Here is a 17,297-nt window from a genome sequence, read left to right on the forward strand (position 1 = left end):
TTAACACACCAAATTTCTTTATATGTCCAATCAAGTTTTTATTACCGAATGCCCGCGTGATGCCATGCAAGGGCTACACGACTTTGTGCCCACAGAGCAGAAAATCAATTATTTAAACAAACTTTTGAAGGTTGGTTTTCCTGTTTTGGATTTTGGAAGTTTTGTGTCGGCCAAAGCCATTCCGCAACTGCGCGATACCGCCGAGGTGTTAGCGGGTTTGGAACTAAATCTGTGTACCAAACTGCTGGCTATTGTGGCCAACGTGCGCGGCGCGAAAGAGGCGGCAGCTTTTGAACAAATTTCATTTCTGGGTTTTCCGCTTTCGGTGTCCGAAACGTTCCAGATGCGCAACACCAACAAAACCATTGCGCAAGCCCTGACGGAAGTGGCTGAAATACAACAGATTTGTCAAGAGACTGGCAAACAACTGATTGTGTATTTGTCTATGAGTTTCGGCAATCCTTACGGCGAAGCGTACAGCGTGGCGCAAGTGGCGGCTTTGTCAGAAAAGTTGGTGCAAATGGGAATTTCTACGATTGCTCTTTCGGATACGATTGGCGTTTCGCAACCCGAAAATATTAGTCCGCTTTTCGAGCAACTCACTGCCCAATATCCGCAAACTATTTTTTCGGCGCATTTGCATTCTACACCGCACACGGCACAAGAGAAAATCGCTGCGGCTTACGCGGCTGGTTGTCGGCATTTCGACGGGGCAATACGTGGGTTCGGCGGCTGCCCAATGGCCAAAGACGACCTGACGGGCAACGTAGCCACCGAACAACTTATTTCGTTTTTTGAAAGTAAAAATATTGATTTACAATTAGATAAAGCTGCTTTCGGCGAAGCCTTTGCTTTTTCTTCGCAAATATTTGGTTAGTCCAACACCGAGCGCACGAACAGCACTTGGCGCGACCAATAGCCCGCATCGAGGCGGTTGGTAGCCACGCCGCGCGTAACCGAATGAATCACTTCGGGGGTTTGGCCTTTGTCGGAAATAATCATGCCCACGTGTCGGATGTGATAAGTGTTATCCGCGCCACGTTCTCCAAAAAATACCCAATCTCCCTTTTGGGCTTCTTGCAATGGCACTTCTTTTCCGAGTTGTGCCATTTCTTTTGTGCCATGAATAAAATCGTAACCAAAATTACGCATCACGTAGAGCAGCAACCCCGAACAATCAAAACCCGTTTTGGGGGTTTCGCCCGTCCAATGATACCGCGCACCAACCAATTTTTTAGCAACTTGTACCACGTCTTGGCGGTTGGGCTGTTGGGTTGGTACAACCCAAAGTGGCAGATTTGGACTAATAACACTGCTATCTTTGGCCGCGGACAGGCTTTGAGTGATGGCGGTTTTGGGTACGGACGGATACAAAATTGCGTACTGGGGCGTAGTGTCGGCAAACAACCGAATCGCCATTTGCGCGTAACGCTTGGCTTCGGGCAAGTTGTTAGCAGCCATAGACTTACTGACATTTTCTTGCAAAAAACGACTCACAGCCACCATAAAAACAGTGTCGGCACTGCCCAGCAGCGTATGGGTTTGGTCTTTGGTTTGTACCACGAACAAGGCTTTCATGCACTCGTTAGCCGCGTCGGGGTACTGTTGGCGCAAATCGCGGTCGGGGCTTTGGGCAATAGCAAAATAGGCTTTGGCTTTATAGAAATGTGGCACGGCGGCACGCGGATATTTGCGGGCGGCTTTTTGGCTCTTGCAAATTAGTTTTTCGTAGCGTTGCTGTGTGTAGAGTTTTTCTAACTTCTCAAAAGACTGACCAACAGCCAATACAGGCAACAAAAGCAGCAGTAACAGGGTCATTTTCATGGCGATCATCAAATTTTAAGTGAGGTAGTTTCTTTGTTTTTGATGAATGATTACCGCCGCTGCAAAAGGTCTCCTAATTATTTTGAAAGAAAATTGTTTTTATGAATTATTTCGCAAATTATTGGTGCTAATAATCAACTTTTTATAGGCCATCATGCAACCCAACGACAAACTCCGTTTTCCTATCGGGACATTTGCCAAACCCGACACCATCACATCCGCACAACTCGCCACTTGGATAGAAGAGATTGCTTCTTTTCCTGAGAGGCTGCGTAAAGAAGTATTGCAGCTTTCTGATAGCCAACTGGATACGCCATACCGCCCCGAAGGCTGGACGTTGCGCCAAGTGGTACATCATTGCGCCGACAGCCACCTGAACAGCTATATTCGTTTTAAATTGAGCCTTACGGAAGAAAACCCCACTATTAAGCCTTACGAAGAGCAACTTTGGGCGGCACTGCTCCAAAGCCTTGACGAACAACAACTTTTGCGCACTTTTTTTCACCCAAAATATGAAAAAACATATTCCCTAAATGAAGCAATTGGGCTTTATGCTTGGCACGGGAATCATCATTTAGCACACATTACCACGCTAAAAGCACAAAAAGACTGGTAATTTGATTAAATCTTCACTAAACCTACTCTCTTTTGATGACTCTAAGCAAAAAATAGAAAGTGTATGTCTATAACTACATATTGTACAACATAGACAACGTTTTGAACGTTTTTAGCGCGTAAATCATCAAAGAAGAATGACCTATTTCATACGTTTACTGATATTCTCCAACTTATTTTGGCTATTTACCAATGAGCTTTTTGCTCAAAATATTGTAGTTCGTGGCCGCATAAAAGATGCACAGAACAATGAGCCACTCATTGGCGCGACAGTTTTTGCTCCTTCGCTTCAAAAAGGCACAAGTGCTGATATTTCAGGAAATTATATACTTGAAATAGCTGCTGCCGATACGCTTACTTTGTTGTTTTCGTATGTGGGCTACACGACCAGCCGCAAAACGATTTCTGCTACAAAAAATCAAACTATAAACGTTGCGCTTGCCTCACAAACTACGCTGCAAGAGGTGGTAGTTACGGAACAAAAATCCTACAAAGAGCAAATCCAATCTACGCAAATGAGCGTAACCAGTATTGATATGCGCGAAGCGAAACTCTTGCCTGCGCTGTTTGGGGAAGTGGATATTCTCAAAACACTGCAACTCAAACCTGGCGTAAAGTCGGGCGGGGAGGGCACAAGCGGCATTTATGTACGTGGCGGTGGTGCAGACCAAAACCTGATGCTTCTGGACGATGCGCCCGTTTATAACGCCTCGCACTTATTTGGTTTTTTTAGCGTGTTCAATAGCGATGCCGTCAAAGGACTGGATTTGTACAAAGGCGGCTTTCCGTCGCAATATGGCGGCAGACTCTCGTCGGTGGTGGACGTGAAACTTCGTGAAGGCAACCAAGAAAAATATTCGGCTACGGGCGGCATTGGGCTTATTTCGTCGCGCCTTTTGGTCGAAGGGCCTATTCAAAAAAACAAATCGGCTTTTATTGTATCGGCTCGGCGCACGTATTTCGATACGTTTACGCGCCGTTACAACGATTCTCAAAAAAGCAAGCCTGATTATCAGCCAATTCCAGATTATTATTTCTATGACCTTAATGCCAAACTGAATTACGAGTTAGGCGACAAAGACCGTTTGTTTTTCAGCGGCTACTATGGCCGCGACGTTTTTCATTACAATCAAAATCGTTTTACAGTTAATTTTGATTGGGGAAATACGGCCTCTTCCTTGCGTTGGAATCACGTGTTTTCGCCGCATCTATTTGCTAATACTTCGTTGGTGTATGCGGGTTATAACTACGGTATTCACAACGATTTCAGCGGTTTTAAATTTAGTTTGGGTTCGGGCGTAAAAGATTATACCCTCAAAACAAACTTCAATTATACGGGTTACGAAAAACATAACATTCAGTTTGGGGCAGAAGCAACGCACCATGTTTTTGACATTGGCCGCGCCAGTGGAGCGAGTTCGGACGGAGAATTTTCGTTCAGTGTGGGCGAGCAGCTCACTGCCCGCGAATACGGCATTTATGTTTCAGATGACTATACCATCAATCCGCGTTGGCAACTCAATGGCGGTGTGCGCCTTTCGGGCATGGAACGCAGCGGCGAGTACATGGGAGGCGTAGAACCGCGTATTTCGGCGCGTTATATGCTCGACGAAAATAGCTCTCTCAAACTCGGTTATTCGCGTATGTATCAGTACCTTAACTTGGTTTCAAGTTCGGGTTCGTCCTTGCCCACAGATTTGTGGTATCCGTCGGGAGGGCGCACGCGTCCGCAAAATGCCGACCAGTTGGCCGCCTCGTATAGCACTACGTTTTTGGACGGAAAATTGCTGTTTACCAACGAAGTGTATTACAAACAAATGCGTAATCAAGTCGATTTTAAAGACGGTTCAAACCTGTTCATTAACAGCCAATTGGACACAACTTTTGTGTTTGGGAAAGGTTCGGCCTACGGCACAGAATTTTATTTGGAAAAGAAAAACGGCAGACTTACAGGGTGGATTGGTTATACGTTGGCGTGGGCTTGGCGGCAGTTCGACGAAATTAGTCAGGGGCAAAAATTCCATCCGCGTTATGACCGTCGCCACGACATTTCGGTCGTAGTGATGTATCAGATTAGCAAGCGTTTGAGCCTGAGTGCTTCGTGGATTTATAACACTGGCAATGCCATTACGCTGCCTAAAGGCCGCTATTATTACCAAGACATCAACGGCACGACCTCGCCCGTACCGGGAATTCAGCTTGTGCCTGATTATGGTGCGTTGCGCAACACGTTCCGAATGCCTGCGTATCATCGCATGGATGTGGGATTGGTGCTAAAAACGCATCCGCGTTGGGGCGAGGCCGACTGGACATTTAGCATTTATAACTTGTACAGCCGCATGAATCCGTATTTTATTTACTTCGAGACGGTAACAGAAAACCCCGACGGTACAGGCCAAATCAAAGGCATTCAGGCCAAACAAGTTTCCTTGTTCCCGATTATACCGTCCGTAACCTATAATTTTAAGTTCTAGAAGCAGAAAATATGTTGAGTGATTTAGAGAGGAAAATCATCAGATACAGAGTATGTTATGGGCGGGTTTGCAATTCCAAAAAAATATTTCAGGGATGTAGTTACTTTTGCTATGCTTATTGATTATTATATATTCTTTAATTGTCTGATAGGTAGATAACATCAATAACATATCAAACTTTCATAATATCTTACAAGCATTTTTAGTAACATTTGTTATGCTTTATTGCGCAAGAACAAATTAATACCCTATTGCATGCGGAGTGTTTGGTAAAATAATATGTTACTTTTGAAATAAAATAAGTTGTATTGGGCCAATTTTTTAAAAAAATAAATAATTCTGGTGTTTTATTGATTATATGGCTTGTTTGTTATAAATAGCAATGTATATAAATCTAATATATTATTCTGTTTATTGAATCATTTTGCTGATTTAAACGTACATTAGTAAAAAAACATTTTAATTTTGTATATAATTTTTTTACACTATTGTAACTTTGTGATAACAAACAACAACAACGTAAAATATGGCAATTATATTTAAAGAAACATACTTGACAATAGAAAAGAACGAGCGTGAACCTTTTGCTCGTTTGGTTTGGTCGGGTGATTTGACAAATGAACAATATAAGAAAGGTTGGCAAGCGGCTTTGAAAGCGATGCAGGATTTGGATTTGCGTAAAGCCATTAACGATCAACGCGCGTTGGGCAATGTGAGTATGGAGGCCTATGCGTGGATGACAACAGTATTTTTTCCAGCAGCCCTCAAGCAGCTTGGGCGTTTGGATATGGCAATTTTGCCTTCCAAAAAGTTGTTCACTAAACTTTCCGCGCAAAATATGCAGAATAAAATGTCTGCGATTGATATGAATTTCAATAAAGAATACTTTCTGGAATTAGCCGAAGCAGAAACTTGGCTTGCCAATACTTCTGAAATTGCATAATACTAAACATACGAAAAGGACTTTCTTTTAATTAAGAAAGTCCTTTTCGTATGTTTATCGCGATTAAATATTAGGCTACGTGTTGACCACCATTGATGGCGTAATTCGCACCAGTAATAAAACTTGCTTTGTCGGAAGCCAAAAACGACACCAAATGCGCTACCTCTTCCGTACCTCCCAAACGCCCCAACGGAATTTGTGCCACGATTTGATTGCGAATCTCTTCTTTTACGGCCATTACCATGTCCGTCCCGATGTAACCAGGTGAAATAGTGTTTACGGTAATGCCTTTTTGCGCTACTTCCATCGCCAATGTTTTGGTAAAGCCGTGCATACCCGCTTTCGCTGCCGAATAGTTGGCTTGGCCGAACTGTCCGCGTTGGCCGTTTACGGACGAAATATTGATAATTCGCCCAAAATTGCGTTTTATCATGCTTTCGATTACGTGGCGCGAACAATTAAATACGCTGGTTAGGTTTGTGCCAATTACATCGTCCCACATTTCTTTGGTCATTTTGTGGAAAGCGCGGTCGCGCGTAATACCCGCATTATTCACCAAAATATCCACAGGTCCTACTTTTTCCTCGATGGCCGCAATCATGCGTCCGCAAGAATCAAAATCCGATACGTCGGCCTGAAAAAGCTCAATGTCATAACCTTCGGCTTTCATTTGGGCTTTCCATTCGTCAGCTTTGGTTTGGCTGCGATAGCTGCCTACTACGGTATAACCGTCGTCATACAATTTTTTGCACATGGCCGTACCCAAGCCACCCGTTGCACCTGTTACTAAAGCTACTCTTTTTGTGTTCGGTTCGTTTGTCATAATGAAGAAATGGTGTAATAACTGTAATTGTTTTGTGTTATAGAGATGATGTGTTTTGTTAGCAACCGAATCTTGTAGAAAGTAACCTACATGGATTCTGCTTTTAAGTTATGGTATTTATTTTGAATAAATAAATATTTTTACTAAAAAAAATAAAATATAATATTGGGTTTTTATCAGTCAAATATAACAATACACAGAAGCACTAATTGCGACAACATCGTTCTCAATCGAATCAAATCGCTGGGAGAAACCTTCCTGCCAGATATTTAGTTATTTTTGCAGAAGCTCATATTTTTGGCTCATCAAATCAAAAACGCCAGTTGTCGTGAAGGTTAGAGATTTTATCAAATTATATCAGAATGAAGCCCTGTTGCAAACGCTTGCTACTCGTTTGCGTGCGCAGGATTCGTCTCGCATTCAGTTGAAAGGGCTTATAGGCAGTGCCGACGCTATTTATGCAGCTGCGCTGTATATGTCCGACGAAAAAAGTAATCATTTGTTCGTACTGCCCGATAAAGACGAGGCCGCCTTTTTTGTGCAAGACCTCCAACAGCTTTTGGAGCACCATCGCAATATTTTATATTTCCCGTATTCCTACAAAAAGCCGTATCAGTTTTTGGACGTGGAAAATGCCAATATCGTGGAACGCTCCGAGACGCTAAGCCGCCTAAACACGCCCGACGATAAAGGCTTTCTGATGGTTACTTACCCAGAGGCTTTGTCCGAAAAAGTGATAAATAAACGTTCTTTATTGGATAACACTTTTACCATACGCGTAGGCGACACACTCGACCTGAATTTTTTAGCGGAAGTGTTGGCGGATTACGATTTCGAGCGAAGTGATTTTGCTTACGAGGCTGGCCAATACGCTATTCGCGGCGGTATCGTGGATATTTTTTCGTATTCGGGAGAATTGCCGTACCGTATTGAGCTTTTCGGCGACGAAATAGAAAGCATTCGGACGTTTAATCCTGAAACACAACTTTCCGTAGAGCCGCGCCAACATTTGAGCATTGTGCCAAACGTCCAAACGCGACTTTTGCAGGAAACGCGCGAATCGTTTTTGGGCTTTTTGCCCCAAAATACTGTGCTTTGGTTCAAAGACGTAGTGCATACGATAGACGTAATTGATAAATATTTTGAACGTGCGACGGCAGCTTTTGAGCAAATCGTGGCCAGCAGTGGCAGCGACAAAGTAGCCATGCAACCCAGCGATTTATTTGATTCGGGAAAGGATTTTAAAGACGCACTCAAGGTCAAAACTGTCGTAGAATTTGGTTCGAGGTTTCATTTTAAGAATGCCGAGAAATTGACTTTTTCCATGAAACCACAACCATCTTTTAACAAAGATTTTAAGTTGTTGGCCAATACTTTAGCGCAGCATCAAAGTAAAGATTTTGTCAATGTTATTTGTTCGGACACGCCCAAGCAGCTCGAACGCCTCCAAACTATTTTTGAGGAATTGGACAAAGACCTCAAGTTTCAGCCCTTGTATTTGTCGCTGCGGCAAGGTTTTGAAGACGAAAATTCGCGGTTGGTTTGCTACACCGACCACCAGATTTTTGACCGCTACCACCGCGTAAAAGGCAAAGACAAATTTTCCAAATCCAAAGCCCTGACTCTGAAAGAACTCAAAAGTTTGCAGGCTGGCGACTACGTTACGCACATAGATTACGGCGTTGGGCGTTTTGTGGGGCTGGAAAGAATAGACATCGGAGGCCGCGCACAAGAAGCCGTGCGGTTGCTGTATCGCGACGACGATTATTTGTTTGTGAGTATCCACTCGCTACACAAAATCTCGAAATATAGCGGTAGAGAAGGCACGCCACCGCAAATCAGCAAGCTGGGAACGGGAGAATGGGAAGCCAAAAAATCGAAGGTTAAGAAAAAAGTAAAAGACATTGCCAAAGACCTGATTCAGCTATACGCCAAACGCAAGGCCGCCCCTGGCATGGCTTATACTAAAGATGGTTTTATGCAAATAGAGCTGGAATCCTCGTTTTTGTACGAAGATACGCCCGACCAAGCCAAAGCCACCGCCGACGTAAAAGCCGACATGGAGCAACCGCACCCAATGGACAGGCTCGTTTGTGGTGATGTGGGTTTTGGGAAAACGGAAGTAGCCGTAAGAGCCGCGTTTAAGGCCGCCGCCGACGGTAAGCAAGTGGCGGTACTTGTGCCTACTACGATTTTGGCCATGCAGCATTACAAGACTTTCAAAGAGCGTTTGCACAAATTTCCCGTAACGGTGGAATATGTAAACCGCTTCAAATCAGATAAAGAAATTAAGGAAACCCTTAAAAAAGTAACAGAAGGAAAAGTTGATATTCTGATTGGTACACATCGCTTAGTGAGTGCCGATGTCAAATTCAAGGATTTGGGTTTGATGATTATTGATGAAGAACAAAAATTTGGCGTGAAAGTAAAGGACAAGCTCAAGGAGATGCGCGTAAACGTGGACAGCCTAACGCTGACGGCTACGCCGATTCCGCGAACCTTGAATTTTTCGTTGTTGGGTGCACGCGACTTGTCGATTATTGCCACGCCGCCACCCAATCGCCAACCCGTAACCACCGAAGTACACGTTTTTGATGAGCTTTTTATTCGCGATGCGCTGCATTATGAGCTAAAACGCGGCGGCCAAGTATTTTTTGTGCATAATCGCGTGGGCGACATTGAGGAAGTGGCCAATAATTTGTTAAAACTCGTGCCTGATGCACGCATTGGCGTAGCACACGGGCAAATGGACGGTTCGCGCCTCGAAAATGTGATGCTCAAATTTATTGAAGGCGAATACGATATTTTGGTTTCGACCAATATCATCGAATCGGGTTTGGATATTCCCAATGCCAACACCATCATTATCAACCGTGCGCACATGTACGGTATGTCGGATTTGCACCAAATGCGCGGACGTGTGGGGCGAAGCAACAAGAAAGCGTATTGTTATTTGCTCACGCCTGCCATGTCGTTGCTAAGCACCGATGCGCGGAAGCGTTTGCAGACTTTAGAAGAATTTTCGGAGTTGGGCGATGGCTTTAAAGTGGCCATGCGCGATTTGGATATTCGGGGCGCAGGCGATTTGTTGGGCAGCGAGCAAAGCGGCTTTATTACAGATTTGGGATTTGATGCCTATCACAAAATCTTGGACGAAGCCGTACAAGAACTTAAGGAAACCGAATTTGCAGACCTTTTCAAAACTGAAATTTCGCTCAAGCCGTTGGTGCGAGATTGCGTGATAGAAACCGACTTGGAAATTTTGATTCCCGAACAATACGTGAACAGCATTTCGGAGCGTTTGAGTCTTTATTCCAAACTCGACGACATTAAAGACGAACAGGCTTTGGCGGAATTTGAAACCATGCTTACTGACCGTTTCGGGCCATTGCCGCCGACGGTGAAAGACCTTATCCAAACGGTGCGTTTGCGCTGGTTGGCCGAAAAAATTGGGTTTGAAAAATTGGTGATTAAGGAAACAACCATGCGCGGCCACATTCTGAACGACGAAACCCGCGCCGATTATTTCCAATCCGATGCGTTTGGCAAACTCATTACCTACATACAAATGAATGCCCGCACGTGCCGCCTGAAAGAGTCGGGCAAAAAAGTAGTAACCACTTTCGAGCAAGTGCGCGGCGTGCAGCAAGCTATTCGTATTTTGCGCGAAGCGGCAGGCGAGCCACAGCCGACAAGTGTATAAAATGATGATTTTCAACAACAAAGAAGCCTACCACACACGCGGTAGGCTTCTTTGGTTTTATATGAAATAATTACTGAATTACTAATTCGCGGGAAAAAACCTCATCGCGGCGACTTAACACTACTTTGTAAGTGCCTTTTTCTAATTTTTCGAGAGGATAATGTTTAATAACCGAACCCAAATTGCTAATATTTTCGGATACGACAGCATTACCGTTGCCATCTTCGATGCGGAATTTTACAGCATTGTTGTCGGCTTTTTTCATCATAACGACCAACTCATTTTTTACAGATGGGTACATTCCCACAGTAAAAGAAGTGTTGTTGTTTACAGCATTTTCTGTACGTACTACGGCATTTCCTTCAGCCTTTACGATGGCTGGACTTGCTATAACCAGACTGGCAGCAAAAATTAAAGCAGAGAATTTCATTTTGTTGATGATTATAATGTGATGATGATTTATTATTAAAACATTGTATATCAAATATTTGAGATAACAGCTATTTTGTTGATGCAAACTTATTGTCTCGCTGAAAATCTTACAAATGAATGCGGTTGATTGAACAAAAAGCTACATAAGCGGCCTGTAAAACAGTTGAGTTGTATAAAGGCTTTAACTATTAACAGAAATTTTTTAATCTTTGCTAACCCAAATGCTTCCCAATTCGTATATAGGAGTGTATTGGTTTCTTTTTTATAAATTTAATTTGTTTTTGATTAAAATATCTAATATGCGTCGTTCATTTCCTCTGATACTTGCGGCTGTTGGGCTGTGTTTTTCTTGCGAACAAAAACCAAAATCAAGTAGTACTACAGAAACGCCTGTGGCCAAACCAGCACTGAATAAAGCACCTGATTTTAATGCAGATTCGGCTTTTGTTCAGGTGAAAAACCAAGTAGATTTTGGGCCTCGCGTACCAAGCACAACCGCGCACAAAAAATGTGGTAACTACCTGACAGTCAAACTAAAACAATATGGTGCAGAAGTAATAGAGCAGCCTTTTACGGCACAAACTTTTGACGGGAAATCGCACGCTTGCCGCAACATTATTGGGGTGATTAATCCGCAAGCTACCAAACGCATTTTGCTGGCCGCGCACTGGGATACGCGCCCTTTTGCAGACCAAGACGCGAAAGACCAAGATAAACCCATCGACGGAGCTAACGACGGCGGCAGTGGGGTAGGAGTGTTGCTTGAATTGGCCAGAACGATTCAGGCCGCGCAGCAAAAACCAAATGTTGGCATAGATATTGTGTTATTTGATGCCGAGGATTATGGCGAAACAGAGGGCTATCAGCCAAAGCCTAACGAAGAGGCGGGACAATGGTGGTGCATTGGTTCGCGTTATTGGGCAAATAATCCACACAAACAAGGTTATGCTGCGTATTTCGGGGTGCTACTGGATATGGTCGGCAACAAAAATGCGAAATTTGCCAAAGAAGGTGCTTCGATGGAATTTGCGCCGTCGGTTGTCAATCAGGTTTGGGAAGTAGGGCAGCAATTAGGCTATACGCAATTTAATAACTCGGTAGTGGAAGCCATTACAGATGACCATATTGCAGTGAACCGCATTGCCAAAATTAATATGATAGATATTATCGAATATGACGAAACAGATGGCGCGTATTTTAGCAACACTTGGCATACACACAATGATAATATCAATAATATAGATAAACAGACACTTAAGTCCGTAGGGCAGACACTTACGCAGGTGCTGTATCAGCAATAAAAATAAAATTAGGTTTCTCTCTATAACACTATTTTATTATGAAATACAAACTACTGCTCTTTTGGTTGATTAGCTTTTGGATAGGGCAACAGCCGTGTATGGCACAACAAGAATTGGATTATCGTTTGGCTTCGTTGTTTATTTACAATTTTACCAATTATATCCAATGGCCTGAGCCTGTACACAGCCAACCAGATTTTGTGATTGGGGTGGTCGGTAGTCAGAAAGCCACTAAAGCCCTGACGGAAATGGCGAAAGTAAAAAAAGCCAACCGCGTAAAACCTATTGTGGTACACCAAATTACAAACCTGAAAGAAATAGGGCGTTGTAACTTGGTGCTGCTGACCCATGAAGAGACTGCTAAATTTAAAGATGTGTTGGCTGCGGTAGGCGAACACCCTATTTTGTTGGTTACGGAAAAGCAAGGCTTGGCCGAAAAAGGCGCAGCTATCAATTTGTTTTTGGAAAATGGAAACAAAACAAGGTTTGAGCTGAATAAGCATGTAACCGACAAGCATGGTTTTAAAGTTTCTACGCAGCTAATAGATTTGGCTGTTGTAGTAAAATAAATGATTATTGGCAAAAATACTTTTGTATATCTTCACTAAAAAAGCTTGTTTTATTTTGAATAATTTCTTTCAGAAAAAATTCATTTTCACCAATAAAATGCAAACCGCCTCAAAAGGAACTGACTTCTGAGGCGGTTTTTTATTTTATCATAAAAGAAAATTGTTTGACTAAAAAATAGTATATTTGTAACCATGTATAAGGTTTTGTAATGTGGTTATGACTAAATTTTTAACATTAGCTGAAGCCGCCGAATTATTGGGAAAAAATAAAAACCCTCCGCCGTTGGGATAGAGAGGGTAAACTAACAGCCGTAAGAGTGTCCTCCAAAGGTTATTGGCGCGATTTGCCCATAGAAATCCAAAAATCGTTTATGGGCGGTAGTTTTTATTTGGGTGGCGGCAAAACAGGTATGGCCAGAAGAATTGGTTGGGACGAACCTTGTCTTGCTTTAACGTGTAGCCCAGCGCAGAAACAAACGGAGCGTTGTCGTCCAGACGAAACGCGTCCGTTTACGGTTCGAGAATATGCCCGAATCCAAACTTTTCCCGACGATTGGATTTTTGAAGGCTCTTTAGCGCAACAATACAAACAAATAGGAAATGCTGTTCCCGTTAATTTGGGTCGCGAAGTAGGATACTCGATTGTTAGATTTTTAAATCAATATTATAGTTTATCAAAATCTAAATCGTATTCATAATTTTCGAATGTTATTTGGTCTAAAATACTACGTTTGGTCGATTCGGTTTCAGATGAAATTTCATCTAAAGCCGAATTTTCTTTTATAACATTTTGACTGTCAATAGATTTCAAGTAGTCGCTTATTGCCAATGGCAATGCTTTGTAAAGCGGGAAAAAGGCATCTTCTTGGCCTGAAAGCAACGCGTAAAATTGGTCTCCAGATATTTTATAAACACGGCTATGACTGTATTCTTTGCCGTTGATTTCTCCGTGCCACAGCTCACAAAAACTACTTTTTGCTAAAATCTGAACCCAATAACACTTTGCTTTTTTGTAGTCATTGGCGTAGCGCGAAAGTTTTTGAAATAGAGCTTCTGCTTCACTACTTTTGCTTTAATATCAAAACCACTCAACTGACCAACCTCAAAACCCTTGATTCCGCCTAAAATTTGTTCGTGAAACGTGCCTATGGAATTGTTGATGGATTTGTCTATTTGCCTTAAAATCTCAGACTCAATCAGCAGTTCTTCACTCATATTGTTAAAATGAGCATCAAAAGTCAGCTTAATGGTATCAATTTTATTGGCATAAAAACTTTTCTTAGAAAGATTGTTTTTGGCCTTAAGATATGATTTATGAAGGTTGGCAACACAATTCAAAAAATGCTCATCCGAAACAAAGTTCACGTATTTATTGGCCATAACTCTTTGGTATTTTAGGTCTAATTTTTCGGCTAAGTTATTGTTTTATTTGAAATTAATCTTTTCTTACTTCCCCAATCAAAATAAAAAACACCCCTCAGAAGTCGATTTTGAGGGGTGTTTTATTTTATGGATTAAATATTGAGGAATCGGAATAATAAATCAAGCCGTTCGCTGTCAAGGTCAGGCATTTGGCTTTGGTGGTACTGCTCGGCAATGATGTAACCAAACCGCTCCAGCGTAGCAATCACACGCGACAAATCAGGCTGATTTATTTTGAGTGTTACCCGAATCTTGGCCATGTCGTCTTCGTCCGTGTCCACAGTGGCATTCAGCACTTTAGCGTTATTGGATTCTACCAATCGGCTAATTTCGGCCAGCGAATAATCTCTTTCGTACAGCGAAAGCACCAACACGCCGCCATTTTGCTGCATACTGTAGCCTGCCGAAAGATGCGCTACCAAGTCCATCGTAGTGGCACAGCCCAAATAATGTTCTTCTTTGTCCACGACGGCAACCACGCGCGACTTGTATTGTGCCGAAGTACGCAACAAATCATAATAATGTTGCTGCTGAAACACAAACGCCCTTTGTCCTTCTAATTCCAACGCCGAGAGTTTGATATTTGGATTGGGTACATTGAAAAGGCCGTCTTCCGACACAATTCCCACAAACGTGTCATTGTCAATGACTGGTAGATACATGATGCCGATTTCTTCCATCTGATGCAAAGCTCTTGCGACTGTATCGGTTGTTTGTAGTGCTGGTATGTTAGGGTTTATAAGTGTTTCAGCAGTCATAGTTTTATCGAATTAAGTGGCGGACAAGAAATTGTCCAATATTTCATTAAATTCTTTGGGGTGTTCCATCATTGGCACGTGGCAGCATTTGTCTATAAAGTGCAGTTCCGAATTTGGAATCAAGCGGTTAAACTCATGTGCTACCATTGTTGGCGTAATCGTGTCGTTGAGTCCCCAAACGAGCAAGGTTGGTACTTTAATATCCGAAATCAAATCGGCCATGTTATTGCGTTGGGCAGATTTGGCAATGGCCACAATGCGCATACATTTCGGAATACTTTTCGTTATTTCAAAAACCTCTGTTACCAGCTCTTCGGTGGCAGTGGCAGGGTCATAAAACGTATAAGCAACTCTTTCTTTGATGTACTCGTAAGAGCCGCGTTTCGGATAAGAGCCGCCCATCGAGTCTTCAAAAAGCCCCGAACTTCCCGTCAACACCAAACGCTTCACGTTGGTCTGATTGCGAAGCGTATAAGCTAAGCCAATATGTCCGCCCAACGAGTTGCCCAAAAGCGTTACATCTTTTAGTTGTTTGAAAGCCACAAAGCCTTCTATAAATTCGCAAAGCCCTTCTATCCCTGCCGACGTGAGCGGCATATCATAAATAGGCATCATGGGGATTACAACTCTATAATTTTTGGAAAAATGATGTACTACATCTTGCCAGTTGCTCAACGCTCCAAACAGCCCATGCAATAGCAATAGTGTCTCTCCTTTTCCTTCGTCTATGAAAACAAAATCTCCGTCAGTTTTTACTGTTAGCGTCATAATCTTTGTTTAATCTGTTTTTTTCAATTTTTACGCGTGTAAAGTTAAATCTATATTTCTACCAAAAAATCTTTTTAAATAATAGTTGTAAGGATTTTGGCTAAAAAGTTAATTTATAATTCTCTAAATCAATGCGCTATTAAAATGTAAAATAAGCATTATTCTGCAGTTTTACTATCATATCTTCAAACATATTTCTGACAAAAATCGTGCTACAAGTGTAGCACCTATCGCAAAATACTTGTTAGATAGCGTATTTTGCTCGACGTACAATACTTTCCGCTCGACCAAACCAAGAATGCCCGTATATTTGGCCGCCTATTTTTTGGAAAATTATTTGTTTATGGAAAAATCCAATGCCGCCGCACTCTTGGCACAAGACGCGCAAGCCGTGTGGCATCCTTTTACGCCTTTGGTGGGAAGTGCGCAGCCGCTTTTGGTTACGCACGCACAAGGCGCATATCTTTACACTTCGGACGGTCGTCAGATTATAGATGCGATTGGTTCTTGGTGGGTCAATCTGCACGGCCACAGCCACCCGCACATTGCGCAAGCAGTGGCGCGCCAAGCCACCCAACTCGAACATGTTATTTTTGCGGGCTTCACACACGAGCCTGCTATTTCGTTGGCTACAAGGCTTTTGGAGGTGTTACCAACCAACCAAAAAAAGATTTTTTATTCGGATAATGGCAGTACTTCCATTGAAGTTTCGCTCAAAATGGCCATGCAATATTGGTACAACCAAGAAGGCGAAAACACGCGCCGCCGCAAGGTTGTAGCCTTAGAAGGCGCGTATCACGGCGACACTTTCGGGGCGATGTCGGTGGGCGAACGCAGCCCTTTCAACGCGCCTTTTGCGCCGTTTTTGTTCGATGTGCATTTCTTGCCAGTGCCTTATACGCCCGACGTTTTTAGCGCAGCGGATGCCACCGACACGCAAGCGTGCTTGCAGGCTTTTACCGAATTAGTCCAAACGCAGGAAGTGGCCGCTTTCATTTTTGAGCCGCTTTTGCAAGGCACGGCAGGCATGAAAATGTTTTCGCGCGATTTGCTCAACGAGCTTTTGGCCATTGCCAAAAAACATGACGTTTTGTGTATCGCCGACGAAATTATGACAGGTTTTGGGCGCACGGGCAAACTTTTTGCCTGCGAATATCTGGACGTTGCTCCCGACATGATGTGTCTTTCCAAAGGCTTGACGGGTGGCGCGTTGCCGCTTGGCATTACCACCTGCACCGAAAAAATAATGGAAGCGTACCGCAGTTACGATTTGCTCAAAACCTTCTTTCACGGGCATTCGTTTACGGCTAATCCGTTGGCTTGCGCCGCCGCCAATGCCAGTTTGGATTTGTTGCTTGCTCCCGAATCGGTGGCAAATAGGGCGCGAATTGCGGCCAAACATCGTGCTTTTGCTGAGAGAATTAGCACTAAATCTTTTGTGCGACAAGTGCGTGCGTTGGGTGTGGTGTTGGCCGTTGAGTTTGAAACCCAAACCCAAACGTCGTATGTGAACGAGGCCAGACATTATTTGTATCAATATTTCTTAGACCAAGATATTTTGCTGCGGCCTTTGGGCAATATTGTCTATATTCTGCCACCTTATATTATTTCTGACGAAGATTTGGAAAAAGTATATCAGGCCATTGAGCAAATAAAATTATAAGC

Annotated in this window: 14 protein-coding genes and 1 pseudogene; 9 read left to right on the forward strand and 6 right to left on the reverse strand. The window is 43.0% G+C overall.

The window, feature by feature from the left end:
- Window positions 1-22: 22 nt before the first annotated feature.
- Window positions 23-877 (forward strand): hydroxymethylglutaryl-CoA lyase, encoded by an 855-nt coding sequence (locus BM090_RS13800; protein WP_091514391.1) that lies wholly within the window; start codon window positions 23-25, stop codon window positions 875-877.
- Here the strand turns inward: BM090_RS13800 and BM090_RS13805 are convergent.
- On the reverse strand, window positions 874-1,824 hold the full coding sequence (locus tag BM090_RS13805; RefSeq protein WP_177199939.1) for a C40 family peptidase: 951 nt from the start codon (window positions 1,822-1,824) through the stop codon (window positions 874-876). The genes BM090_RS13800 and BM090_RS13805 overlap by 4 nt on opposite strands.
- A 154-nt stretch (window positions 1,825-1,978) precedes the next feature.
- Here BM090_RS13805 and BM090_RS13810 point away from each other — a divergent pair, with 154 nt between their 5' ends.
- The 3 genes from BM090_RS13810 to BM090_RS13820 all read left to right on the forward strand — a co-directional run bounded on the left by BM090_RS13810 (window position 1,979) and on the right by BM090_RS13820 (window position 5,856).
- Window positions 1,979-2,440: a metal-dependent hydrolase gene (locus BM090_RS13810; protein ID WP_091514397.1), complete on the forward strand. Its 462-nt coding sequence runs from the start codon at window positions 1,979-1,981 to the stop codon at window positions 2,438-2,440.
- Window positions 2,441-2,576: 136 nt separating this feature from the next.
- Complete coding sequence (locus tag BM090_RS13815; protein ID WP_091514400.1) at window positions 2,577-4,913, forward strand: TonB-dependent receptor; 2,337 nt, start codon at window positions 2,577-2,579, stop codon at window positions 4,911-4,913.
- A 526-nt stretch (window positions 4,914-5,439) separates the two neighbouring features.
- The gene (locus BM090_RS13820) at window positions 5,440-5,856 is read left to right on the forward strand and encodes a hypothetical protein (protein ID WP_091514402.1); all 417 of its coding nucleotides are present in this window, start codon (window positions 5,440-5,442) and stop codon (window positions 5,854-5,856) included.
- Between the two features lie 70 nt (window positions 5,857-5,926).
- Here BM090_RS13820 and phbB read toward each other — a convergent pair whose 3' ends face one another.
- Window positions 5,927-6,679, reverse strand: a complete 753-nt coding sequence (gene phbB, locus BM090_RS13825; RefSeq protein WP_091514404.1) for an acetoacetyl-CoA reductase — start codon at window positions 6,677-6,679, stop codon at window positions 5,927-5,929.
- A gap of 328 nt (window positions 6,680-7,007) precedes the next feature.
- Here phbB and mfd point away from each other — a divergent pair, with 328 nt between their 5' ends.
- A complete protein-coding gene (gene mfd / locus BM090_RS13830) occupies window positions 7,008-10,382 on the forward strand; it encodes a transcription-repair coupling factor (protein ID WP_091514408.1) in 3,375 nt (1,124 codons plus the stop codon).
- Between the two features lie 70 nt (window positions 10,383-10,452).
- On the opposite strand, the gene BM090_RS13835 is transcribed toward mfd, so the two are convergent.
- Window positions 10,453-10,812 (reverse strand): hypothetical protein, encoded by a 360-nt coding sequence (locus tag BM090_RS13835; RefSeq protein WP_091514412.1) that lies wholly within the window; start codon window positions 10,810-10,812, stop codon window positions 10,453-10,455.
- A 301-nt stretch (window positions 10,813-11,113) separates the two neighbouring features.
- On the opposite strand from BM090_RS13835, the gene BM090_RS13840 reads away from it, so the two are divergent.
- The 3 genes from BM090_RS13840 to BM090_RS13850 all read left to right on the forward strand — a co-directional run bounded on the left by BM090_RS13840 (window position 11,114) and on the right by BM090_RS13850 (window position 13,382).
- Entirely contained in the window at window positions 11,114-12,115 is a 1,002-nt protein-coding gene (locus tag BM090_RS13840) for a M28 family peptidase (RefSeq protein WP_091514820.1), read from the forward strand.
- Window positions 12,116-12,153: 38 nt separating this feature from the next.
- Window positions 12,154-12,684 (forward strand): YfiR family protein, encoded by a 531-nt coding sequence (locus tag BM090_RS13845; RefSeq protein WP_091514415.1) that lies wholly within the window; start codon window positions 12,154-12,156, stop codon window positions 12,682-12,684.
- Between the two features lie 317 nt (window positions 12,685-13,001).
- On the forward strand, window positions 13,002-13,382 hold the full coding sequence (locus BM090_RS13850) for a DNA cytosine methyltransferase (RefSeq protein ID WP_394333477.1): 381 nt from the start codon (window positions 13,002-13,004) through the stop codon (window positions 13,380-13,382).
- Here BM090_RS13850 and BM090_RS18920 read toward each other — a convergent pair.
- The 3 genes and pseudogenes from BM090_RS18920 to BM090_RS13865 all read right to left on the reverse strand — a co-directional run bounded on the left by BM090_RS18920 (window position 13,349) and on the right by BM090_RS13865 (window position 15,632).
- A pseudogene (locus BM090_RS18920) lies at window positions 13,349-14,064 on the reverse strand (Eco47II family restriction endonuclease). The gene BM090_RS13850 and the pseudogene BM090_RS18920 overlap by 34 nt on opposite strands.
- Before the next feature lie 134 nt (window positions 14,065-14,198).
- Complete coding sequence (locus tag BM090_RS13860; protein WP_091514418.1) at window positions 14,199-14,864, reverse strand: CBS domain-containing protein; 666 nt, start codon at window positions 14,862-14,864, stop codon at window positions 14,199-14,201.
- Between the two features lie 12 nt (window positions 14,865-14,876).
- Complete coding sequence (locus BM090_RS13865; RefSeq protein WP_091514422.1) at window positions 14,877-15,632, reverse strand: alpha/beta fold hydrolase; 756 nt, start codon at window positions 15,630-15,632, stop codon at window positions 14,877-14,879.
- Between the two features lie 298 nt (window positions 15,633-15,930).
- Here BM090_RS13865 and bioA point away from each other — a divergent pair, with 298 nt between their 5' ends.
- The gene (gene bioA, locus BM090_RS13870; RefSeq protein WP_245756734.1) at window positions 15,931-17,295 is read left to right on the forward strand and encodes an adenosylmethionine--8-amino-7-oxononanoate transaminase; all 1,365 of its coding nucleotides are present in this window, start codon (window positions 15,931-15,933) and stop codon (window positions 17,293-17,295) included.
- The last annotated feature ends 2 nt before the right edge of the window (window positions 17,296-17,297 follow it).

The sequence above is a fragment of the Flexibacter flexilis DSM 6793 genome (genome assembly GCF_900112255.1).
Classification (GTDB): domain Bacteria; phylum Bacteroidota; class Bacteroidia; order Cytophagales; family Flexibacteraceae; genus Flexibacter; species Flexibacter flexilis.